Source organism: Microbacterium sp. GW821-FHT01D02 (assembly GCF_059422585.1).
In genome coordinates this window covers 85,824-106,339 of sequence record NZ_JBWKXB010000002.1, presented here as the reverse complement: position 1 = coordinate 106,339, position 20,516 = coordinate 85,824, and the positions used below count along the sequence as shown (strand labels likewise).

The following is a 20,516-nucleotide window of genomic DNA, read 5'->3' as shown; positions in this document are numbered from 1 at the left end:
GCCCGTGAGCCGCGGGGTCACTCGCTCGCGTGACGTCCGAGGAAGTTGTAGACCTCGTTGTCGTCCACGCCGGGGAACGCACCGCGGGGGAGCGGCGAGAACATGTGCGTGTGCACGCGGGCGCTCGGCCAGGCGCGGCCGTTCCAGCGCTCGGTCAGCTCGGCGGAGGGGCGACGGCAGCACGACTCGTCCGGGCAGGTCGACACGGCGCGGTCGCCGGTCTCGCGCCCGCGCCACCAGCGCGCGTCGTCGAACGGGACGCCGACGGTGACGGAGAACTCCCCGTCGCTGGATGAGCCCGTCTGCGTCGAGCACCAGAACGTGCCGGAGGGTGTGTCGGTGTACTGATGGTGCTCCGTGGTGCGGTTCTGCTGCGTGAACGCGGCCCGCGCCTGGAACTTCCGGCACACCCGCTGTCCCTCGACGGCGCCGGTCACGTCCATCGGCAGGGGCAGGTCGTCGTTCTCGTACACGCGGGTGATCGCACCGGTCGCATCCACGCGCAGGAAGTGCAGCGACATGCCGAGGTGCTGGGTGAGCAGGTTCGTCATCCGCATGCCCGCGCTCTCGTGGGTGACGCCGAACGCGTCCCGGAAGTCCTCGACCGCGAGGTTGCGGTCCTTCTTGGCCTGCTGCAGGAACGCGACGGCCGCGGTCTCCGGCATCAGGCAGCATGCGGCGAAGTAGTTGATCTCCAGGCGCTGCTGCAGGAAGTCGGCGTAGTCGGTCGGCGGCGTGTGTCCGAGGTAGCGGTGCGCCATGGCCTGCAGCGCCATCGAGCGCAGGCCGTGGCCTCCGGGGATGGAGGCGGGCGGCAGGTAGATGCGTCCGTTCTCGAGGTCGGTGACCGAGCGGGTGGAGTGCGGGAGGTCGTTGACGTAGATCAGCTCGAAGCCGAGCTTCTCGGCCATGATGCTCACGGTGCGGTGGGTGAGCGCGCCCTGCACGTGCCCCGCCGCCTTGAGGTGCTTCTCGGCGAGCTTCTCGATCTCGGGGAGGTAGTTGTTCTGCGCGCGCATCCGCAGCCGCAGCTCGGTGTTCGCGCGCCGTGCCTCCTCCGGCGTGGCGATGGCCTCGCGCTCGCGACGCTCGAGCTCGCGGTGCAGCCCGAGGACGGACTCGATGGTCTCGTCGCTCATCCCCTTCGTGACGCGGACCGGTGCGACGCCGAGCTGCCGGAAGACCGGGCTCGCCTGGGCGCGTTCGAGCTCGATCTCGAGAGCGGCACGCCGGTTCGGCGGCTCCCCGGAGATGAGGTCGGTCACCTCGGTGCTCGTGGCGTGCGCGATCGCCTGCAGCAGGGAGAGCTTGGGTTCGCGCTTGCCGTTCTCGATCAGGCTCAGCTGGGAGCCGGCGACGCCGACCAGGGCGCCGAGCTCGTCGAGCGTGTACCCGTTCTCCAGCCGGTGGTGGCGGATGCGATGACCGAGAGTGGTGAGGTGGATGCCGGAGGACGCCATTCCTTGAGTCTAGCGAAAGAATCCAATTTCTTACCGCCGGATTCGGCCGAAAGTACCCCGAGAAGCAGAAGAAGATAGGTGCAACGCCCCACACTTCAAAGGAGCACCTGTCATGGCCATCGCCGAAGTCTTCACCCCCCGCACGTCTCCCGTCGCAGCGACGCGTACGTTCGGTGCGGCTCCGACGTATGACACCCCCGCCATGGCCGAGCTGGCCGCGTGGGTCGAGGAGATCCGCGCGCTCACCCAGCCCGACTCCGTGCACTGGGTCGACGGCTCGCGCGCCGAGAACGACTGGCTGCTGCGCGGCCTCGTCGACGAGGGCAAGCTGATCAAGCTCAACCCCGAGTGGCGTCCCGGCTCGTACCTCGCCCGCTCGCACCCCAGCGATGTCGCCCGCACGGAGGGGCGCACCTTCATCGCCTCCGAGCGGGAAGAGGATGCCGGCCCCACGAACAACTGGGCCGCTCCCGCCGAGATGCACCGGAAGATGGACGAGATCTTCGAGGGCTCGATGCGCGGCCGCACGATGTACGTCGTGCCGTTCTCGATGGGACGCGTCGGCGGCCCCCTCTCCCACATCGGCGTGCAGATCACCGACAGTGCCTACGCGGTCACCTCGATCGGCATCATGACCCGCGTCGGCGACGCGGTCACGCGCCAGATCGCCGAGGGCGCGCCCTGGGTCAAGACCGTGCACACCGTCGGCGCTCCGCTCGCTCCGGGTGAGCAGGATGCCGAGTGGCCGTGCAACGACGACAAGTACATCGTCCACTTCCCGGAGACGCTCGAGGTCTACTCCTACGGCTCGGGATACGGCGGCAACGCGATCCTCGCGAAGAAGTGCTTCGCGCTGCGCATCGCCTCGGTGATCGCCCGTGACGAGGGCTGGCTCGCCGAGCACATGCTGCTCATCCGTGTGATCGACCCGCAGGGCAAGGCGTACCACGTCGCCGCGGCGTTCCCCTCGGCGTGCGGCAAGACCAACCTCGCCATGCTGCGTCCGACGATCCCCGGCTGGCGCGTCGAGACCCTCGGCGACGACATCGCCTGGATCCGTCCGGGTGAAGACGGCCGCATGTGGGCCATCAACCCCGAGGCGGGCTTCTTCGGCGTCGCGCCGGGCACCGGTGAGTCGACCAACGTGACGGCGGTCGAGACCCTGTGGGGCAACACGATCTTCACGAACGTGGCGCTCCGCCCGGACGGCGACGTGTGGTGGGAGGGTCTGACCGACCAGGCTCCCGCGAACCTCATCGACTGGGAGGGCAACGACTGGACGCCCGACTCCGGGCGACCGGCCGCGCACCCCAACTCGCGCTTCACGGTGTCGGCGGCGCAGTGCCCGCAGATCTCCGAGGACTGGGAAGAGGCCGTGCCGCTCGACGTCATCCTGTTCGGTGGACGTCGTGCCAGCAACGTGCCGCTCGTCGTCGAGGCCACCGACTGGACGCACGGCGTGTTCCTCGGCTCGAACATCTCGTCCGAGCGGACCGCCGCCGCCGAGGGCACCGTCGGGGAGCTGCGCCGCGACCCGTTCGCGATGCTGCCGTTCTGCGGCTACAACATGGCCGACTACTTCGGGCACTGGCTCGAGGTCGGTCGAGGACTGCGGTTCGACCGCGCGCCGCGCATCTTCCAGGTGAACTGGTTCCGCCGCGGAGCCGACGGTCGCTTCCTGTGGCCCGGCTTCGGGGACAACTCGCGCGTCGTGGACTGGATCATCCGTCGCATCGCGGGGGACGTTCCGGCGGTCGACAGCCCGATCGGACGCCTGCCGCGGGTCGAAGACCTCAACCTCGACGGACTCGACATCCCCGCCGCCGACCTCGACGAGCTGTTCTCCGTCGACGCGGAGGCATGGAAGACCGAGGCCGACCTGACCGAGGCGTTCTACGACACCTTCGGCGACAAGGTCCCTGCGGCGCTGCGCGCCGAGCTGGCCTCGCTGCGCTACCGCCTCGCGAAGGCGTAGCTCCCAGACCGGTGCCGGTTCGGGGGAGCCGGCACCTTCGGGCTCGATGCCCGTCGAACCCGCGAAGGCGGGAAGTCAGAGACGAACCCATGGCTGAGTGGTCTCCGGCATCCCGCCTTCGTGTTCGCGCAATCCCCGGGGTGAGCGCGTCACGGCGCTAGGGTCGTGGTACCCGCGCCTGTGCGGTGTTGTTCTCCGGGGGAAATGCGATGCGGCAAGGTCTGATCGGCGGGGGCGTGCTCGCCGCGCTGTGGTTCTTCTTCGGCTGGCTGCCGTACTGGCTGTCCGCGGCCGGCGGGAGCCTGGCGACGCTGACGTACTTCGTTCCGACGCCCATGGGTCGCGGTGTCTTCGGAAGCCCGGTGCTGTGGGCCGTCGTCGTGCAGCTGCTCATGGCGGCCGTGCTGATCGCCGGGTTCGCGGCGCTCGTCTCTCGTCTCTCCGCCGGGCGTGCGGTTGTCGCGGCGGGCTGGCTCGCCGCGATTCTGACCGCTTTCGCCATCGGTGCGGCCCTGGACCTCGGAAGCTTCGTCGTCGGAGCGGCGAGCTACGGGATCCGTGGCGCCATCGGCACGATGGGCGCCGCGGCGGAGACGACGTGGTGGGCGGTCGTCGTCGGATGGATCCCGGCACTCGTGAGCGTGTGGGCAGGGCGGTCGCGCGGCGCGGATTCGGCGCCCGTACGCGACTCCGGGTCGAGAGCGCGCGTCGCCGTCGTGTCCGTCGTCGCGGCCGTCGCGCTGGTCCTTCTTCCCTTCGCGGCTCAGGCCGGGCACGACGCCGGGCAGGAGCAGCTGCGCCAGGAGCAGGCGGCGGCGCAGGAGCAGGCCGATCCCGGCGGAGCAGCGGTTCCGGATCCCTCCGCGCCCGGTGAGCCGGTGCCCACCGCGGCGCCCTCCGACGGCTCGGCGGCCGAGGGGTCGTGCACCTCGGAGAACACGACGATCCTGGCGCCGGCGCCGGATGGCGCGACCGGGCACCGCGGGCAGGTGCTCGGACTCGTGAACGTGGCCGAGGAGCCCTGCACCATCGAGGGGTATCCCGACGTCGCGTACGGGGACCAGAACGGTCACCTCCTCGACGTGACCGTCGAGCGCGGCGACTCCTTCATGGCGCAGGACCCTGGCCCCTCGCCGGTCACCCTCCAGCCGGGGGAGTCGGCCTCGGCGGTGATCGGGTGGGACGCGAACTCGGTGAACGGGCAGCTGGCCGCCAGCACCCTGTGGATCGCGGCCCTCCCGGGGGAGGACCGGCTCTCGTGGGAGATGCCGCTGGACATCATCTCCGGGGCCACCGTGCACGTCACGGCGTGGCAGACGGCGGTTCCGCCCGCCGGCTGACGGCTCAGGTGAGCAGCTGGTGCCGGGCGAGATCGCGGTACAGCGGCGTCGACTCCACGAGCTCCGCGTGCGTGCCCTGACCCACCACGGTGCCGTCCTGCAGCACCACGATCAGGTCGCTGTCGACGACGGTCGAGAGACGGTGCGCGATCACGATGAGCGTCCGGTCGGTGGAGACCGCGTCGATGGCCTCGCGCATCCGCTGCTCGTTCACCCCGTCGAGCGACGAGGTCGACTCGTCGAGGAGCAGGATCGGAGCATCGGTGAGCAGGGCGCGCGCGATCGCGAGACGCTGACGCTCTCCGCCGGACAGCATCACGCCGTCCTCGCCGACGGGCGCTTCGATGCCGAGCGGGTTGCGCTCGAGCACGTCGCCGAGGTTGACCGCGCGCAGCACGCGCTCGCAGTCGGCATCCGAGGCATCGGGAGAGGCGAGTCGCAGGTTCTCCGCGAGCGTGCCGGCCAGCGTCGGGGCGTCCTGCTCGACGTAGCCGAAGTTGGCGCGGAGGTCATCGCGCGGATAGGTGCGCGCGTCGTGTCCGTGCAGTCGGATCGACCCTCCGGTCGGATCGTAGAAGCGCTCGATCAGCGACAGGATCGTGCTCTTGCCCGCACCGCTCGGCCCGACCAGCGCCACCCGGGCGCCGCGGGGCACGGCGAACGAGACGCCACGCAGCACCTCGTGGTCCTGCACGGCGGGTGAGGAATCCTCGGCCGACTCCAGGTGCGCGTCGGCGAGCAGGGTTCGCGCGGCCTGGGCGGCGGCCTTGCGGGCGGCGACGACGTTCTCCGGGTAGCGGAAGTGCACGTCGCGGAACTCGATGGCGGGGGCGTCCGGCGCGGCGGTCTCGCGGGGGAGCGCGGCGGCGATCGCCTCATCGTCCTGCGACTCGGTCGGCAGGTCGAGCACCTCCTGGATGCGCCCGAGCGCGCCGAGGGCCTGGTTCACCGAGGTGATCGCGCCGAAGGTGGTGGCCAGCGGCATCACGAGGAGGAAGAGGAACATGATGAACGAGATCAGCGCGGCGATCGTGATTGCGCCGGCGGCCACGCGGAACCCGCCCACGCCCAGGACCACGAGCAGCGAGAGCTGCAGTGCGATGCCGGAGACGGGCACGACGAGCGAGGAGATCTTCGCGATGCGCACGCCGATGCCGTAGGCGTCCGAGGCGAGCCCGGACACGGCGGTCGTCTCGCGCTCGGTCGCACCGGAGGCGCGGATCGTGCGGATCGAGCCGACGGCCCGCTCCACGCCGGACGCCAGCTCGCCGACCTTCTCCTGCTGTGCGGTCGAGGCGGTGCGGATCCGCCCGCTCAGCAGCACGACGACCGCGACCGAGATGCCGATGACGACCACGATGAGCAGCAGCAGGACGGGGTCGATCAGCAGCATCGCGATGAGCGCACCGATGAAGAGGACCGCGCTGCCGACGGCATCCGCGAGGCCCTGGGTGAGCACGGCATAGAGCAGCGTGGTGTCCGTGCCGACGCGGGAGACGAGGTCGCCGGTGCGGCGGGCGTCGAACTCCGACGTGGGCAGGTGCAGGATGCGGGCGATGAGCTGGCGACGGCTCGAGTAGACCACCGCGGTGCCCGTGCGCTGCAGCAGATAGTGCTGGAAGCCGGAGATGATCGACGACACGATCACGAAGCCGACCAGGAGCCAGACGAGTATGCCGATGCCGGTGTCGGACTGCACCGCCTCGATGACCTGGCCGACGAGCAGCGGTTGCACGAGCGATGTCGCGGCGCCGACGATGCTGAGCACCGCGACCACGATCAGGGTGCGCTTGTGTTCGAAGAGGAAGGGGAGGAGCTGGCGGAAGGTGGCGCGCGGGCCTTCGGGCTGTGCGCCACGTCCGCGGCGGCGTGCTGTCGCCGAACCGGACATGCGGGACCTCGATCTGGAGATGGTACTTCGACCGTACTTCGTTCGCGGGCGAATCCTATGGAGAGGCTGTATGCCGGTCAGGAGCGGCCGAACCGGCGGTGCGCCGCCTGCTTGCTCACGCCGAGCGCACTCGCGATCGCCTGCCACGAGTATCCGAGGTTGCGCGCACGACGCACGTTCGCCTCTTCGGCGCGGGCGACCTCGGTGCGCAGCTCGGCGAGCCGGTGCAGCGCGGCCAGGGGCTCGCTTCCGTCGTCCTGTGCGATCGCGGTGGGAAAAGTCATGATGCACCTCCGTCGTCAATACTCGTTGACGACGGGCGCGTTGTCAATATCTGTTGACGATGCGATCGGCGACGGCTGACCGGATCGCAGAAGGGCACCCCGTCCGCAGACGGGGTGCCCTGGAGTGCCCTGGAGCGATGCGTGTGCCGAGAGGCTACAGCTCGACGGCCGCCGCGACGCCGAGGTCGTCGTCGTAGTCGTGGTCCTTCGTCTCGGGGCTGAAGATCAGGGCGATGAAGGTGAGAACGCCCATCGCCGACAGGTACAGGCCGACCAGCCACGGGGCGCCGCCCGCCGCCTCCCACAGCTTCAGGGCGATCAGCGGCGCGACGGCCGCACCGAGGATCGACGACACGTTGTAGGCGATCGCCGACCCCGTGTAGCGCACGTTCGTGGGGAACAGCTCGGGCAGCAGGGCGCCCATCGGACCGAACGTCGCCCCCATCAGCATGAACCCGAGCACCAGGAACGCCTGCGTGAGAGCCCCCGTGAACTTCGGGTCGACCGCGGGCAGGAGGAAGGTGTTGAACGTGAAGCCGAACACGATGATCGCGCCGGTGACCCACAGCAGGAGCTTGCGGCGTCCCACGGCGTCGGCGATCGGACCGGAGAGCAGCGTGAAGATGCCGAAGAACACCACGCCGATGATCTGCATCAGCACGAAGTCGGTGTAGCCGAAGCCGAGACCGGGGTAGAACTGGGCCGCGAACTTGACCGGATCGAAGTCGGCGCCCGTCGCCTCGGCAGCGGCCTTCGCGGCGGCGGAGGCGGTGGCCAGGGAGTCCGGCTTGGTGCCGTACGCGAGGGTGAAGTTCGTCATCAGGTAGAACAGCACGTACGTCGCCAGCATGATGAACGTGCCGAGGATGAGCTGCTTCCAGTGGTACCGGAAGACCGTCGCCAGGGGCAGCTTGCGGATCGCGCCCTTCGTCTCGGCCTTCTTGAAGGTGTCGGACTCGACGAGCTTGAGCCGCACCCACAGCCCGATGATGACCATCACGGCGGAGAACAGGAACGGGATGCGCCAGCCCCACGACAGGAAGGCCTCGGACTTCAGGACCGGGTTCTCGGCGTGCGGCAGGAGCCAGTTGATCGCGAGGAAGAGGAAGTTCGCGATGATGAAGCCGAGCGGCGCGCCCAGCTGCGGGAAGGTGCCGTACCAGGCGCGCTTGCCCTTCGGGGCGTTCTCGGTGGCGACCAGGGCAGCGCCCGACCACTCGCCGCCGAGCGCGAAGCCCTGCGCGAGGCGGAGGATCAGCAGCAGCAGCGCCGCCCACCAGCCGATGTCCTGGAACGTCGGCAGCAGACCGATCACGAACGTCGCGATGCCCATCGTGAGCAGCGACGCCACGAGTGTGGCCTTCCGGCCGAACTTGTCGCCGAAGTGGCCGAAGACCACGGCGCCGATGGGGCGGGCGACCATCGCGGCACCGAACACCGCGAACGAGGAGAGGAGAGACGTGGTGTCGTTCCCGGTGGGGAAGAACAGCACCGGGAACACGAGGACGGCCGCTGTCGCATACGCGTAGAAGTCGTAGAACTCGATCGTCGTGCCGACCAGGCTCGCGGTGATGACGCGCGAACGAGGGTTCGCCGGCGCAGTGGCAGTACTCATGGATCTCCTCCGATCAGCCCCTGGTATACCAAGGGACTCGGGTGAGTTTACGCCTTCCTGAGTGTTCGCTGTGTGCGCATGACGCCGGTCGTCGGTGCATTCGGGGCGGTGCGTAGAGTCGGAGGCAGGCGGAAGGCGGGAATCACGCGATGACGACGAGGATGCTGCTCCTGGCGGACACCCACGTGCCGAAGCGGGCGCGACGGCCTCCGGACGCCGTGCTGCGCGCGGTCGAGGAGGCCGACGTCGTCGTGCATGCGGGGGATTGGGTGGACGCCGCCACCCTCGACCTGCTCGAAGCCCGGGCGCGGGTGCTGCGCGGGGTGTGGGGCAACAACGACGGACCGGAGCTGCGGGCGCGGCTCCCCGAGGTCGCCCGGTTCCGGGTGGAGAGCGTCGACATCGCCGTCGTGCACGAGACCGGGCCGTCCCGGCAGCGGGAGGAGCGGATGGATCAGGCTCACCCCGGCGTGGATCTGCTCGTGTTCGGCCATTCGCACATTCCGTGGGACACGGTGTCGCCCCGGGGGATGCGGCTGCTGAACCCGGGATCACCGACCGATCGGCGCCGACAGCCCGTCTGCACCCTGATGTGGGTCGAGATCGACGGAACCGCGGTGGACGCGACGCTCGTGCCGCTGTCCTGACCGCGGCCCTGCGCCCGGTCGGCCCTCACTCCTCCGTGTCGCCGAGCGCGGAGGATCCGACGAACGCCGCCACCGGCTCCACGAGCTGCTCGAGCTCCAGCACGACGAGACGGTTGGAACCGGCCTTCGTGGCGGGCGCGGGAACGTGGAGCGTGCGCTGCGGGCCGTTCCGCCAGTAGCGCCCGAGGAAGAAGCCGTTCACGAAGGCGTAGCCCTTGCCCCAGGCCGCGGTGTCGAGGAAGAGACCGGCAGGGTCATCGAGACGGAACTCGGCAGTCCAGGCCGTGGGCCCGGTCGCCACGGTCTCGGTCGCGGTGCCGATCCCAGCGCCGACCTCTGCGCCGATTCCCGACTCGGACTCCGACGCGAGCGCAGCCGCGATGGCGGCGACGTCCAGCGGTGTCGAGCGCCACCCGTGCAGCGGTGCGCCGTCGAGCGACACCTCGCCGATCAGTCCCTTCTCCTCGCCGAGCCGGTGGTCGTAGTTCACCCGCCCCTGGTCCTCGACGAGGATGCGGAGGGTGCGTCCGGCCGGGATGCGCAGCGCGCGGTCGTGCCGGGTGCGGGAGAACGTGCCGACCGCCACGCCGTCGACGCTCACCCAGCCGAGGTCGCGCACCTCGTCGATGACCAGCAGACCGCCGTCGCCGTGCGGGAGGTCGATGTCGTAGCGCACGAGCGCGCTCAGGTGTCCGAGGGCGTCGAAGCTCTGCGGCTGCTCCGTGACGGATGCGGAGGCGGAAGCGGGGGCGGCCGCGTCGGCCCAGGGTCCGGTCGGGGTGAGCGGAGCGCGGAAGGCCGGTGCGGGAGATGCCCTGCGGGGAACCTCGTCGGGCACCGGAGCGTACTTCGCGATCACGTCGCGGAAGGCGAAGAACTTCTCCGTGGGCTCCCCGGCCTCGTCGAGCGGAGCGTCGTAGTCGTAGGAGGTGACCAGGGGCAGATAGCGGCCCTTGTCGTTCGCACCGTTCGTCAGGCCGAAGTTCGTGCCGCCGTGGAACATGTAGATGTTGACCGAGGCTCCGGCGGACAGGAGCGCATCGAGGTCGGCGGCCGCTGCGGCGACATCCGTCGTGTGATGGACCCCGCCCCACCAGTCGAACCAGCCGTCCCAGAACTCCGAGCACATCAGGGGTCCCGTTGGCTGGTGTCGGCGCAGCGTCGCCAGGCGCTCGGCGCTGCGCGACCCGAAGGAGCCGGTCTTGTGCAGCTCGGGGAGGCTGCCGTCGCTCAGCATCCGGTCGAGGGGCTGATCCACGGTCGTCAGCGGCACGGTGATCCCGGCATCGCGGGTGACGGCGACCAGGGCCTCGAGGTACGCCGTGTCGGAACCGTACGCGCCGTACTCGTTCTCGATCTGCACGAGCACGACGGGGCCGCCCCGATCGACCTGCCGCGGCGCGACGATGTCGTAGACCCGGCGCAGATAGGCGCTCACCTCGGTGAGGAAGGCCGGTGCAGAGGACCGCAGCTCGTCGACGCTGCCGGTGAGCCAGACGGGCAGCCCTCCGTTGTGCCACTCGGCGCAGATGTAGGGTCCGGGGCGCACGATCGCGTCCAGGCCCTCGGCATGCACGAGGTCGAGGAAACGCCCGAGGTCGTTCCATCCGCTCGCATCCCACTCCCCGCGGCGGGGCTCGTGCGCGTTCCAGGCGACGTACGTCTCGATCGTGTTCAGCCCCATCAGCCGGGCCTTGCGGATGCGGTCCTGCCACTGCTCCGGGTGCACGCGGAAGTAGTGGATGGCGCCGGAGATCACCCGGTGGGGCTGCCCGTCGCGGAGGAAGTCGGTGTCGCCGAGGGAGAAGGTGGTCACGTGTCGTGGCGCTTTCGATGAGGCGGGCGAAGCCGGCCCCGACGCGAGGTCGGGGCCGGCTCGGCCGCGGGTGTTACTTGTTGACGGTGAAGCCCTGCGCGTTGCCGTACTCGACCAGCGCGTCCTGCCAGGCGGTGAGACCCTCGTTCAGGTCCGTGCCGTTCTGGTACGACTGGCCGACGGTGTCGCCGAAGATGCTGTTCGCGTAGACCTGGTAGGGCAGGTAGCTCCAGCCCTCGACCACGTCGTCCGCCGCGGCCGCGAGGACCTCGTTGATCTTCTGGCCACCGAAGTACTCCGGGGCGTCGGCGAGGAACTCCTCGCTCGACAGCTCGGCAGTCGTGGAGGGGAAGCCGCCGGACTCGAGGAAGATCGAGATGCTCTCCTCGGAGTTGTTCAGCCACCACAGGAAGCCCGCCGCCAGCTCGGGGTTCTTGCTCTGCTTCGTCACGGCCTGGCCGCCGCCGCCGTTCTCGGCGCTCGCCGGGGTCCCGTCGTAGGTCGGCATCGGCGCGACGCGCCAGTCGCCGGCGCCGTCGGGGGCGCCGGAGATGAGGTTGCCGGGCATCCACGCGCCGATCACGAGGCTGGCGAGGCTGCCGTCGCCGAGGCCGCGGAACCACTCGTCGCTCCAGCTGCCGTAGGGCGCGATCAGGTCCTCCTCGACGAGGCGGTTCCAGTTCTCGGTCCACTTCTTCGAGCCGGCGTCCTGCAGGTCGATCGTGACGTCGGTGCCCGAGGTCTCGAACGGCTTCCCGCCGGCCTGCCAGATCATCGACGTCGCGAAGCCCGCGTCGCCGGTGTCGTTGGTGATGTACGCGTCCGGGTTCGCCGCGTGGATCGCCTTGGCGGCCTCGTAGTACTCGTCCCAGGTGGTGGGCACGTCGACGCCGGCGGCGTCGAAGACGGCCTTGTTGTAGAACAGCGCCATGGGGCCCGAGTCCTGCGGCAGACCGTAGATCGCATCGCCGTTCGTGACCGAGTTCCAGGTGGAGGCGGTGTAGTCGTCCTCGAAGTCGGCGAACCCGTAGGGGGCCAGGTCGGCGAAGGCGTCGGTCAGCGCGAACTGCGGGAACGCGTAGTACTCGATCTGCACGACGTCCGGAGCGCCCGAGCCCGCCTTGATGGCGTTCTGCAGCTTGGTGTACTCCTCGTTGTTCGTGCCGGCGTTGACGAGGTTGACCTTGACGTTCGGGTACTCCTTCTGGAACGCCGCGACCTGGGCCTCGGCGGACGGCGTCCACGACCAGTACGTGATCTCGCCGCCCTTCTCGAGCGCGGCCTCGACCGCGTCGAAGGAGCCTGCGCCCGCGCTGCCGCCGTCGCCGGCGTCGGTGGTGCCGCCGGTGCTGCATCCGGCCAGGGCGATGGCCGCCACGGTTCCTGCGGCGAGCACCGCGAGGGTGCGCCGCGTCGGAGAGGGAAGGTGCTTCATTGCTGTGTCCTTTCGGGAGGTGCGGACCGTCGTCGGGCCGCGGTGGTGATGCAGAGGGTGCGGGGAGCTACTGCTTGACGCTTCCCGCGGTGAGACCTGACTGCCAGAAGCGCTGCAGCAGCAGGAAGGCGATGACGATCGGGATGATCGTGAGGAGCGAGCCCATGATCACGAGGTTGTAGATCGGCTGCGACCCCGCGCCGATGGCCTGGGCGCTCCACTGGTTGAGCCCCACGGTGAGGGGATACCAGGCGGGGTCGGAGAGCATGATGAGGGGCAGGAAGTAGTTGTTCCAGGTGGCGACGACCGTGAACAGCGCGACCGTCACGATGCCGGGAGCCAGCAGGCGCATCGAGATCGTGAAGAACGTGCGGAACTCGCCGGCGCCGTCGATGCGGGCGGCTTCCAGCAGCTCGGTCGGCACCGATTCGGAGGCGAACACCCAGATCAGGTACAGACCGAACGGGCTGATGAGGGACGGGATGATCACCGCCCACGGGGTGTTGGTCAGACCGAGCTCGCTGAACAGGAGGAAGGTCGGCACCGCGAGGGCGGTTCCGGGCACGGCCACCGCACCGAGGACGACCGCGAACACCGCGCGACGCCCCGGGAAGCGGAACTTCGCGAGTCCGTAGCCGGCCATGGTGGCGAGCAGCGTCGCCCCTCCGGCGCCGACGACGACGTACAGGAGGGTGTTGCCGAGCCAGCGCAGGAAGATGCCGTCGCGGTACGAGAACGTGGCGATGAGGTTGTCGAAGAACGCGAAGTCGTCGGCGAACCAGAGGCCGAACGAGCTGAACAGGCCTGCCTGCGTCTTGGTGGAGCTGAACAGCAGCCAGACCAGCGGGACGAGCGTGTACAGCGCGTACACGATCATGACGATCAGCAGCGTGTTCGATTTGCGGGGGTTCATCGGGTCGTGGCGTCGGCGCGAGGGGCGGGCGAGGGGGAGTGCCATGTCAGCGCACCTCCGACTTCGAGCCGCGCAGCTGCACGACGTAGGCGATGACCGCGGTGATGACGCCCATGATGATGGCGATGGTCGCGGCGTAGTTGAACTGCTGCCCGGCGAACGACAGGTTGTACGCGTACATGTTCGGGGTGAAGAACGTCGTGATCACGTTCGGTGCCAGCGGGCGCAGGATGTTGGGCTCGTTGAAGAGCTGGAAGCTGCCGATGATCGAGAAGATCGTCGCGATGACGAGGGCTCCGCGCACCGACGGGATCTTGATCGAGAAGATCGTGCGCCACGCTCCGGCGCCGTCCAGTGACGCGGCCTCGTACATCTCCGTCGGGATGGTCTTCAGCGAGGAGTAGAAGATCAGCATGTTGTAGCCGACGAACTCCCACGTGACGATGTTGCCGATCGAGAGGAGCATCCACTCCTTCGCGAACGGCGTGATCGCATCGACCCCGAGGAAGTCGTTGATGTTGCTCGTGAGGCCGAACTGGTCGCCGTAGATGTAGCCCCACATGAGCACCGCGACGACGGCGGGCACGGCATAGGGCAGGAAGATCAGGATGCGGAAGAAGGACGCTCCCCGCAGACGGGCGCTGTCGAGGGCGAGAGCGGCGCCGAGCGCGAGCAGCAGCATGATCGGCACCTGCACGACGAGGAAGATCAGCACGCGGCCGAACGCCTCCCAGAACTGCGGGTCGGTGAGGGCGCGGACGTAGTTGTCCACGCCGACGAACGCGGTGCCGCCGATGAGCTTCTCCTGGAAGAAGCTCAGGTACAGCGCATAGGCGAGGGGCGTGAGGAACACCAGGGCGAACACGACCATGAACGGGCCGACGAAGGCCCAGCCCTTCCAGTCGCGCTTGTCGCGGCGCCGGACGCCGGGGGCGCCCAGGGCTGCGGGGATTTCAGTCGTCATCGACGAGTCCTTCTTACGATCCGGGCGCTCCATGCGCCGTGTGTCAACGTCAACATATTGGATGGACTGGTAGTGTGTCAACGTCAACATATGAGGGGATGGGTGATCGTGACCCCAGAGCATCCGACCGAGACGTCACCGCGTCGTCGTGAGCCCTCCATGGAAGACGTCGCCCGCGCAGCCGGGGTCTCCGGACAGACCGTCTCCCGTGTCGTGAACGCCCGGGGATACGTCGGCGCCGCCACCCGCGAGCGCGTCGAGGCCGCGATGCACAGCCTCGGCTACCGGCCGAACAGTGCCGCCCGTGCGCTGCGCTCCGGTCGCTTCCGCACGATCGGCGTCGTGATGTTCTCGTTCAGCTCCTACGGCAACCAGCGCACGCTCGACGCGATCGCGGTGCGCGCCGCCCAGCTCGGGTACGCCCTCACCCTCATCCCGGTGGAGTCGAGCGCGGGCGAGACCGTCGCCGGCGCCTTCCGTCGGCTGGAGGAGCACGCGGTCGACGGCATCATCATCGTGATCGAGGCGCATCAGCTCGACGAAGCCGACATCGAGATCCCCGAGGCGCTGCCCGTGGTGTTCGTCGACTCGAACCGCGGCGAGACCCACCCCTTCGTCGACACCGACCAGGCGCAGGGCGCGCGACTCGCGACCGAGCACCTTCTCGATCTGGGCCACGACACGGTGTGGCACGTCACCGGGCCCGCACGCTCCTACTCCGCCGAGCGCCGTCGCGAAGCCTGGCGGGAGACGCTCGAGAAGCACGGGCGGGCCGTGCCGGAACCGCTGTCGGGAGACTGGACCGCGGCATCCGGCTATGCGGCCGGTGTCGAACTGCGCGGGCTCGACGACGTCACCGCCGTGTTCGCCGCGAACGACCAGATGGCGATCGGCGTGCTGCGGGCCTTCCACGAGATCGGCCGCGATGTGCCGGCCGACGTCAGCATCGTCGGATTCGACGGACTGCCGGACGCCGCCCAGCTGTGGCCGCCGCTGACGACGATCCAGCAGCATCCGGAGCGGGTCGGTGCGCTCGCCGTGGACGCGCTGCTGGCCGAGCTCGACGGGGTCGAGCGTCAGCAGACGCCGCTCGTCGGCACCGAGCTCATCGTGCGGGAGAGCACGGCGGCACCGCGGAAGAGCTGAGCCGCTCCGGCGTCAGCTCGCGACGAGAGGGGCGGGGAGCCTCCGGATCAGCGCCAGATCGCGGCGATCGCGGCGTTGGCGGCGGTGAGGATTCCGACCAGCCAGAACACCGCGGGCGGGATGGCTGCTCCACGCCGCTGGCGACCCAGACCGATTCCGAGCAGCGCGCCGATGACGAGCAGGATCACGAGCTTCACGCCGATCTTGACGTAGTTGAGCTCGTACGAGATGCCCCACGGCGCGGCGAGAGCGAGGCCTGCGACCGCGGCGATCGCCATGCCGATGTTCATCAGACGGGTGAACTCCCGCTTGCCGCCGAACGCCTGCACGGCCCAGGAGCCGAAGAGCACGGCGAATCCGATGAGGTGGACGAACAGCACGATGTGGCGGAGGGTCTCCATGCCCTCACCGTACGAGCGCGGAGCCCTTCTGCGCTAGCAAGGGCAGGCTGACCTCAGCCCCGCAGCTCCCGCGTCACCAGGGCGGTGCGCAGTGCGGCATCCGCGGCCTCGGCGCCCTTGTCCTCCTTGGAGCCTTCGAGGCCGGCGCGGTCGAGACCCTGCTGCTCGTCATCGAGGGTCAGCACGCCGAAGCCGACGGGCTTCCCGGCGTCCAGTGCGACGCGCGTGAGGCCGTCCGTGGTCGCGGCCGAGACGTACTCGAAGTGAGGTGTACCGCCGCGGATGATGACGCCGAGGGCCACGACCGCATCGGCTCCTCCGGCGAACGCCGCCTGCGCGGCGATCGCGAGCTCGAACGAGCCGGGCACGCGCACCAGCCGGTGGGTCGCCTGGGCGGCGTCCAGCACCCGCTCGGCGCCGGCGATCAGCCCGTTCGAGATGGTCTCGTGCCAGGTTCCGGCGATGATGACGACGTTCAGACCGCGTCCGTCGATGTTGCCCGTCTCGGGTGCTCCTGCGCCGCTCATTTGTCGTCCTCTCCGTGGGCGAGCGCCTCTGCGAGTTCCGCTTCGCCGATGATGTGACCCATCCGGTCACGCTTGGTCTCCAGGTACTGGTGGTTGTTCGGGCCGACGCCGACGATCAGCGGGACCTGCTCCACGACGTCGAGTCCGAGCTCGCGCAGCTGCGCGACCTTGTCCGTGTTGTTCGTCAGCAGGCGCACCTTCGACACGCCCAGGTCGGCGAGGATGCCGGCCGCCGCGGCGTAGTCGCGGGCATCGGCGGGCAGCCCGAGCGCGAGGTTGGCGTCGACGGTGTCGAGCCCCTCCTCCTGCAGGCTGTAGGCGCGCAGTTTGTTGATGAGGCCGATGCCGCGCCCCTCGTGGCCGCGCATGTAGATGACGATGCCGCCCTCCTGCTCGATGGCGTCGAGGGCGGAGTCGAGCTGGGGGCCGCACTCGCACTTCAGCGAGCCGAACGCCTCGCCGGTCAGGCACTCGGAGTGCACGCGCACCAGCGCGGTCTCGCCGGGCTCGCCGGACACCACGGCGATGTGATCCGTGCCCGTGACGCGGTCCTTGTAGGCGAGGAAGCGGAACGTGCCGTGCGTGGTCGGCACCGTGGCGTCCGCGCGCAGGCTCACGCGCCGCCCACGGTGCGCGCCCGGAGTCGCACCCTCGGGGTCGATCTCGTTGAGGTGCGCGATGAGCTGCTCGATCGTGATGACGGGCACGCCGTCGCGGGCGCCCAGCTCCAGCAGTCCGGGAAGGCGCATCATGCTGCCGTCCTCGGCGACCACCTCGGCGATCGCGCCGACCGGGCGGAGACCCGCGAGCTTCATGAGCTCGACGGCGGCCTCGGTGTGGCCGCTGCGCTCGCGCACGCCGCCGTCGACCGCCCGCAGCGGGAGCACGTGCCCGGGGCGGATGACGCTGGTCGCGGTCGACGCGGCGTCGGCCAGCACGTTGAGGGTGTGGGCGCGGTCGTGCGCGCTGATGCCGGTCGTGACACCGGAGGCGGCGTCCACGCTCACGGTGTACGCGGTGGACCGTGCGTCCTCGCTCGCCGCGACCATGGGCTGCAGGTTCAGGTGATCCGCGAGGTCGGTGGGCATCGGCGCGCAGATGAATCCGGACGACCAGCGCACGGTCCACGCCACCCACTCGGGGGTCGCGAGCTCGGCCGACAGGATCACGTCGCCCTCGTTCTCGCGGTTCTCGTCGTCGGCGACGAGGACGGGACGCCCGGCGCGCAGCGCCTCCAGGGCCTCGGGGATGGTGGAAAGGCTCATCGCGAGCCTCCTTCCGATGCGGCGCGGAACGCGAGCAGGCGCTCGACGTGGCGAGCGAGGATGTCGGTCTCGAGGTTCACGCGGTCGCCGGCCGCGCGGGTGCCGAGGGTTGTCGCGGCCAGGGTCTCCGGGATCAGGGAGACCTCGAACCAGGGGGCGGGGTCGGCGGGGGCGCTGACCGCGCTCACGGTCAGCGAGGTGCCGTCGACCGAGATCGAGCCCTTGTCGACGACGAGGGGGGCGAGGTCGGTGGGCAGGCTGATGCGCAGCACGCTCCACTGCGCGCCGGGTCGCACCTCGAGCACGGAGCCGGTGCCGTCGACATGACCCTGCACGATGTGCCCGCCGAGTCGCGCACCGACCGGCATCGCCTTCTCGATGTTCACGCGGGTGCCGACCGTCGCCGACCCGATCGCGGCGACGTCGAGCGTCTGCTTCATCACATCGGTGTCGAAGGTGTCGGCGGTCGAACCCACGACGGTCAGGCACACGCCGGAGACCGCGATGGACTCGCCGTGCACGGCGTCCGCTGCGGCGCGAGGGGCGCGCACGGTCAGGCGCCATCCGTCGCCGGAGGGGGCGATCGCGGTGATCTCGCCCATCTCCTCGATGATTCCGGTGAACATCAGGCGGCTCCTTCGTTCTGGGGGTCGGTGTCGTGCGCGGGGTGCGCGATCGCGAGCAGGTCGGGCCCGAGCGGGACCCACTCGTCGACGGTCAGGCGTCGCGCCTGGTCGATGGATCCGACGCCGATGTCGGTGAGGGCGAGCCGGTCGCCGCCGAGCAGCACCGGGGCGATGTAGGCGAGCACGCGGTCGGCGAGCCCGGCCTGGAGGAAGGCGCTGGCCAGCGTGGGGCCGCCTTCCACGAACAGGCTCTGGATGCCGCGGGCGTGCAGCTCGGCCACGACCGCGGGGAGGTCGTGGGTGTCGAAGAAGAGCGGGGCGTGCGGATGCCGGTGCACCGCGGCGTCGGCCGGGGTGGGACGCGACCCGATGATCACCGGGATCGGCTGGTGGGGGAGCAGGGCGTCGCCGTCGCGGGCGGTGAGCGCGGGATCGTCGGCGAGCACGGTGCCGGTGCCGACGGCGATGGCATCGGCCTCGGCGCGGCGGCGGTGCACGTCGGCCCGGGCGGCCGGTCCGGTGATCCACTGGCTCGATCCGTCGGCGGCGGCGGCGCGGCCGTCGAGGCTCTGCGCCCACTTGACCGTGATGTGCGGGCGACCGAGCTGCTGCGCCGTGAGCCAGCCGTCGATCAGTGCGCGGGCGGCCTCGGCCTGCTCGCCGGACTCCACGTCGACCCCGGCGGCGCGCAGGCGCTCCGCGCCCCCGCCGGACACGGCCCCCGGATCGTCGAGGGCGTAGACGACACGGGCGATACCCGCCTCGATGAGTGCGACCGCGCACGGGCCGGTGCGTCCGGTGTGGTTGCAGGGCTCCAGGGTGACGACGGCCGTGGCTCCGTCGGCCGCACCGGGCGCGAGCTTCGAGAGCGCGTCGACCTCGGCGTGCGGGGTACCGGCGCCGTGGTGCCAGCCCTCGGCGAGGACCGTGCCGTCGGGGGAGAGGATGACCGCGCCGACCTGCGGGTTCGCTCCGCGCGGTCCACGCGTGGCGAGCCGGAGCGCGCGATCCATCGCGCTGCGCTCTGCCGCGTTCACTGCCATCCGTCGTCCTCCTCTGAGACTCCGAGGTCGGGCGGGGTGGCGGAACGGACGCACGGATGCGTCTCGTGCTGCCTCCCTTCCGGACTAGCGAGGTCTCCCTCGCATCACCGTCGGTCCCGGAGTTCCACCGGATCGGCATCCCGATCTCTCGAGACGCTCGCGGACTGTCACCGCCGGTTCGGATTCCCACCGACCCCGGAGCACGTTGTTGCTCTGAGTGTACTCAACGCGTCCGGCCGCATTTCATTCCAAGACATGGACCGGGTCCGCAGGGCCACGCGGGCGGTCACTTCAACAGGCGCGAGAGCCGCCGGTCGGCGAGCACCTTGCCACCGGTCTGGCAGGTCGGGCAGTACTCGAGCGAGCGGTCGGCGAAGAACACGCTCCGGACGGTGTCGCCGCAGACCGGACACGCCTCACCGCGGCGGGCGTGCACCTGCATGCCGCGCCGCTTGGCGTCCTTGAGGTCGGCGGGCGGCTTGCCCGAGGCCTCGGCGACCGCCTCGGTGAGCGTCTCGCGCATCGCCGTGAACAGCCGGTCGATCTCGGCGTCGTCGAGCGTGCCGGCGATCGCGTAGGGCGACATGTGCGCGGCGTGCAGGATCTCGTCGGAGTAGGCGTTGCCAATGCCGGCGATCACGGCCTGGTCGCGCAGCAGCCCCTTGATCTGCATCCGCCGCTCTTCCAGGAGGCCGGCGAAGGCCGCGCGGGTGAACGCGGGGTCGAGTGGATCGGGGCCGAGGCGCGCGATGCCGGGGACCTCCTGCGGATCGCGCACGACGTAGACGGCCAGCGACTTCTTGGTCCCGGCCTCCGTCAGGTCGAATCCGCTGCCGTCGTCGAGGGCGATGCGCAGCGCGATGGGGGACTTGCCCGGTTTGATGAGCGTGGTGGGGAGTGTCTCGTACCACCGCAGCCAACCGGCCTTCGCGAGGTGGAACACGAGGTGCAGCTCTTCGCCGCAGGAGAGCACCACGAACTTGCCGAGCCGAGCCGAGGCCGTGATCGTCGCGCCCTGCAGCGCGGTGATCGGCGGGTCGTAGGTCTTCAGCGCAGCGATGGCGGCGACGGACGCGCGCGTGATGGTGCGGCCGACGGCGCGCTCGGCGAGGAAGGCGGTCAGGCCCTGGACCTCCGGCATCTCCGGCATGCACTCATCCTGTCACCG

At 70.0% G+C, this 20,516-nt stretch carries 18 protein-coding genes and 1 riboswitch; of the genes, 4 read left to right on the top strand and 14 right to left on the bottom strand.

From position 1 onward, the window contains the following. Window positions 1-17: 17 nt before the first annotated feature. Complete coding sequence (locus tag AC07VM_RS09295; RefSeq protein WP_267417724.1) at window positions 18-1,460, bottom strand: helix-turn-helix transcriptional regulator; 1,443 nt, start codon at window positions 1,458-1,460, stop codon at window positions 18-20. 112 nt (window positions 1,461-1,572) lie between these two features. On the opposite strand from AC07VM_RS09295, the gene AC07VM_RS09290 reads away from it, so the two are divergent. Together AC07VM_RS09290 and AC07VM_RS09285 are read left to right on the top strand one after the other, a co-directional pair. Further along, a complete protein-coding gene (locus AC07VM_RS09290; RefSeq protein WP_494910839.1) occupies window positions 1,573-3,435 on the top strand; it encodes a phosphoenolpyruvate carboxykinase (GTP) in 1,863 nt (620 codons plus the stop codon). A 209-nt stretch (window positions 3,436-3,644) separates the two neighbouring features. Continuing rightward, on the top strand, window positions 3,645-4,775 hold the full coding sequence (locus AC07VM_RS09285) for a DUF4232 domain-containing protein (protein ID WP_494910837.1): 1,131 nt from the start codon (window positions 3,645-3,647) through the stop codon (window positions 4,773-4,775). Window positions 4,776-4,779: 4 nt separating this feature from the next. Here the strand turns inward: AC07VM_RS09285 and AC07VM_RS09280 are convergent, their stop codons facing one another. The 3 genes from AC07VM_RS09280 to AC07VM_RS09270 form a co-directional block, all read right to left on the bottom strand. After that, complete coding sequence (locus AC07VM_RS09280) at window positions 4,780-6,666, bottom strand: ABC transporter ATP-binding protein (RefSeq protein ID WP_494910836.1); 1,887 nt, start codon at window positions 6,664-6,666, stop codon at window positions 4,780-4,782. Between the two features lie 77 nt (window positions 6,667-6,743). After that, window positions 6,744-6,950, bottom strand: coding sequence for an AsnC family protein (locus AC07VM_RS09275; protein WP_267417728.1), 207 nt, complete (start codon window positions 6,948-6,950; stop codon window positions 6,744-6,746). Between the two features lie 154 nt (window positions 6,951-7,104). Then, on the bottom strand, window positions 7,105-8,565 hold the full coding sequence (locus AC07VM_RS09270) for an MFS transporter (protein ID WP_267417729.1): 1,461 nt from the start codon (window positions 8,563-8,565) through the stop codon (window positions 7,105-7,107). 149 nt (window positions 8,566-8,714) lie between these two features. Here AC07VM_RS09270 and AC07VM_RS09265 point away from each other — a divergent pair, with 149 nt between their 5' ends. Beyond that, window positions 8,715-9,212 carry a metallophosphoesterase family protein gene (locus AC07VM_RS09265; protein ID WP_494910834.1) on the top strand — a complete coding sequence of 166 codons (498 nt, stop codon included), beginning with the start codon at window positions 8,715-8,717 and terminating at the stop codon, window positions 9,210-9,212. A 25-nt stretch (window positions 9,213-9,237) separates the two neighbouring features. On the opposite strand, the gene AC07VM_RS09260 is transcribed toward AC07VM_RS09265, so the two are convergent. From AC07VM_RS09260 to AC07VM_RS09245, 4 genes are all read right to left on the bottom strand, one after another. Further along, window positions 9,238-11,028, bottom strand: coding sequence for a glycoside hydrolase family 35 protein (locus AC07VM_RS09260; protein WP_494910833.1), 1,791 nt, complete (start codon window positions 11,026-11,028; stop codon window positions 9,238-9,240). Between the two features lie 73 nt (window positions 11,029-11,101). Next, on the bottom strand, window positions 11,102-12,463 hold the full coding sequence (locus AC07VM_RS09255; RefSeq protein ID WP_494910831.1) for an ABC transporter substrate-binding protein: 1,362 nt from the start codon (window positions 12,461-12,463) through the stop codon (window positions 11,102-11,104). A gap of 67 nt (window positions 12,464-12,530) precedes the next feature. Then, entirely contained in the window at window positions 12,531-13,376 is an 846-nt protein-coding gene (locus AC07VM_RS09250) for a carbohydrate ABC transporter permease (protein WP_494911697.1), read from the bottom strand. A 46-nt stretch (window positions 13,377-13,422) separates the two neighbouring features. Continuing rightward, window positions 13,423-14,340, bottom strand: a complete 918-nt coding sequence (locus tag AC07VM_RS09245; RefSeq protein WP_267417734.1) for a carbohydrate ABC transporter permease — start codon at window positions 14,338-14,340, stop codon at window positions 13,423-13,425. Between the two features lie 159 nt (window positions 14,341-14,499). Between AC07VM_RS09245 and AC07VM_RS09240 the strand changes: the two genes are divergently transcribed. Then, a complete protein-coding gene (locus AC07VM_RS09240; protein ID WP_494911695.1) occupies window positions 14,500-15,486 on the top strand; it encodes a LacI family DNA-binding transcriptional regulator in 987 nt (328 codons plus the stop codon). A 47-nt stretch (window positions 15,487-15,533) separates the two neighbouring features. Here the strand turns inward: AC07VM_RS09240 and AC07VM_RS09235 are convergent, their stop codons facing one another. The 6 genes from AC07VM_RS09235 to AC07VM_RS09210 form a co-directional block, all read right to left on the bottom strand. After that, window positions 15,534-15,887 (bottom strand): Fe-S protein, encoded by a 354-nt coding sequence (locus tag AC07VM_RS09235; protein WP_267417735.1) that lies wholly within the window; start codon window positions 15,885-15,887, stop codon window positions 15,534-15,536. A 53-nt stretch (window positions 15,888-15,940) separates the two neighbouring features. Further along, window positions 15,941-16,414, bottom strand: coding sequence for a 6,7-dimethyl-8-ribityllumazine synthase (gene ribH / locus AC07VM_RS09230; protein ID WP_267417736.1), 474 nt, complete (start codon window positions 16,412-16,414; stop codon window positions 15,941-15,943). Then, window positions 16,411-17,679: a GTP cyclohydrolase II gene (ribA, locus tag AC07VM_RS09225; RefSeq protein WP_267417737.1), complete on the bottom strand. Its 1,269-nt coding sequence runs from the start codon at window positions 17,677-17,679 to the stop codon at window positions 16,411-16,413. Before ribA ends, ribH begins: the two co-directional genes overlap by 4 nt. After that, window positions 17,676-18,305 carry a riboflavin synthase gene (locus AC07VM_RS09220; protein WP_267417738.1) on the bottom strand — a complete coding sequence of 210 codons (630 nt, stop codon included), beginning with the start codon at window positions 18,303-18,305 and terminating at the stop codon, window positions 17,676-17,678. Before AC07VM_RS09220 ends, ribA begins: the two co-directional genes overlap by 4 nt. Then, entirely contained in the window at window positions 18,305-19,348 is a 1,044-nt protein-coding gene (ribD, locus tag AC07VM_RS09215) for a bifunctional diaminohydroxyphosphoribosylaminopyrimidine deaminase/5-amino-6-(5-phosphoribosylamino)uracil reductase RibD (protein WP_494910828.1), read from the bottom strand. Before ribD ends, AC07VM_RS09220 begins: the two co-directional genes overlap by 1 nt. A 62-nt stretch (window positions 19,349-19,410) precedes the next feature. Continuing rightward, window positions 19,411-19,555: riboswitch (FMN riboswitch) on the bottom strand. A 79-nt stretch (window positions 19,556-19,634) separates the two neighbouring features. Next, entirely contained in the window at window positions 19,635-20,498 is an 864-nt protein-coding gene (locus AC07VM_RS09210; protein ID WP_494910827.1) for an Fpg/Nei family DNA glycosylase, read from the bottom strand. Window positions 20,499-20,516: the final 18 nt, after the last annotated feature.

What these genes read in the sequence shown, in the direction of transcription:
- AC07VM_RS09270 (WP_267417729.1), bottom strand. Translation starts at nt 8,565, where the DNA reads ATGAGTACTGCCACTGCGCCGGCGAACCCTCGTTCGCGCGTCATCACC.
- AC07VM_RS09265 (WP_494910834.1), top strand. Translation starts at nt 8,715, where the DNA reads ATGACGACGAGGATGCTGCTCCTGGCGGACACCCACGTGCCGAAGCGG.
- AC07VM_RS09280 (WP_494910836.1), bottom strand. Translation starts at nt 6,666, where the DNA reads ATGTCCGGTTCGGCGACAGCACGCCGCCGCGGACGTGGCGCACAGCCC.
- AC07VM_RS09235 (WP_267417735.1), bottom strand. Translation starts at nt 15,887, where the DNA reads ATGGAGACCCTCCGCCACATCGTGCTGTTCGTCCACCTCATCGGATTC.
- AC07VM_RS09240 (WP_494911695.1), top strand. Translation starts at nt 14,500, where the DNA reads ATGGAAGACGTCGCCCGCGCAGCCGGGGTCTCCGGACAGACCGTCTCC.
- AC07VM_RS09290 (WP_494910839.1), top strand. Translation starts at nt 1,573, where the DNA reads ATGGCCATCGCCGAAGTCTTCACCCCCCGCACGTCTCCCGTCGCAGCG.
- AC07VM_RS09220 (WP_267417738.1), bottom strand. Translation starts at nt 18,305, where the DNA reads ATGTTCACCGGAATCATCGAGGAGATGGGCGAGATCACCGCGATCGCC.
- AC07VM_RS09255 (WP_494910831.1), bottom strand. Translation starts at nt 12,463, where the DNA reads ATGAAGCACCTTCCCTCTCCGACGCGGCGCACCCTCGCGGTGCTCGCC.
- ribA (WP_267417737.1), bottom strand. Translation starts at nt 17,679, where the DNA reads ATGAGCCTTTCCACCATCCCCGAGGCCCTGGAGGCGCTGCGCGCCGGG.
- ribD (WP_494910828.1), bottom strand. Translation starts at nt 19,348, where the DNA reads ATGGCAGTGAACGCGGCAGAGCGCAGCGCGATGGATCGCGCGCTCCGG.
- AC07VM_RS09210 (WP_494910827.1), bottom strand. Translation starts at nt 20,498, where the DNA reads ATGCCGGAGATGCCGGAGGTCCAGGGCCTGACCGCCTTCCTCGCCGAG.
- AC07VM_RS09295 (WP_267417724.1), bottom strand. Translation starts at nt 1,460, where the DNA reads ATGGCGTCCTCCGGCATCCACCTCACCACTCTCGGTCATCGCATCCGC.
- AC07VM_RS09245 (WP_267417734.1), bottom strand. Translation starts at nt 14,340, where the DNA reads ATGACGACTGAAATCCCCGCAGCCCTGGGCGCCCCCGGCGTCCGGCGC.
- AC07VM_RS09285 (WP_494910837.1), top strand. Translation starts at nt 3,645, where the DNA reads ATGCGGCAAGGTCTGATCGGCGGGGGCGTGCTCGCCGCGCTGTGGTTC.
- ribH (WP_267417736.1), bottom strand. Translation starts at nt 16,414, where the DNA reads ATGAGCGGCGCAGGAGCACCCGAGACGGGCAACATCGACGGACGCGGT.
- AC07VM_RS09250 (WP_494911697.1), bottom strand. Translation starts at nt 13,376, where the DNA reads ATGAACCCCCGCAAATCGAACACGCTGCTGATCGTCATGATCGTGTAC.
- AC07VM_RS09275 (WP_267417728.1), bottom strand. Translation starts at nt 6,950, where the DNA reads ATGACTTTTCCCACCGCGATCGCACAGGACGACGGAAGCGAGCCCCTG.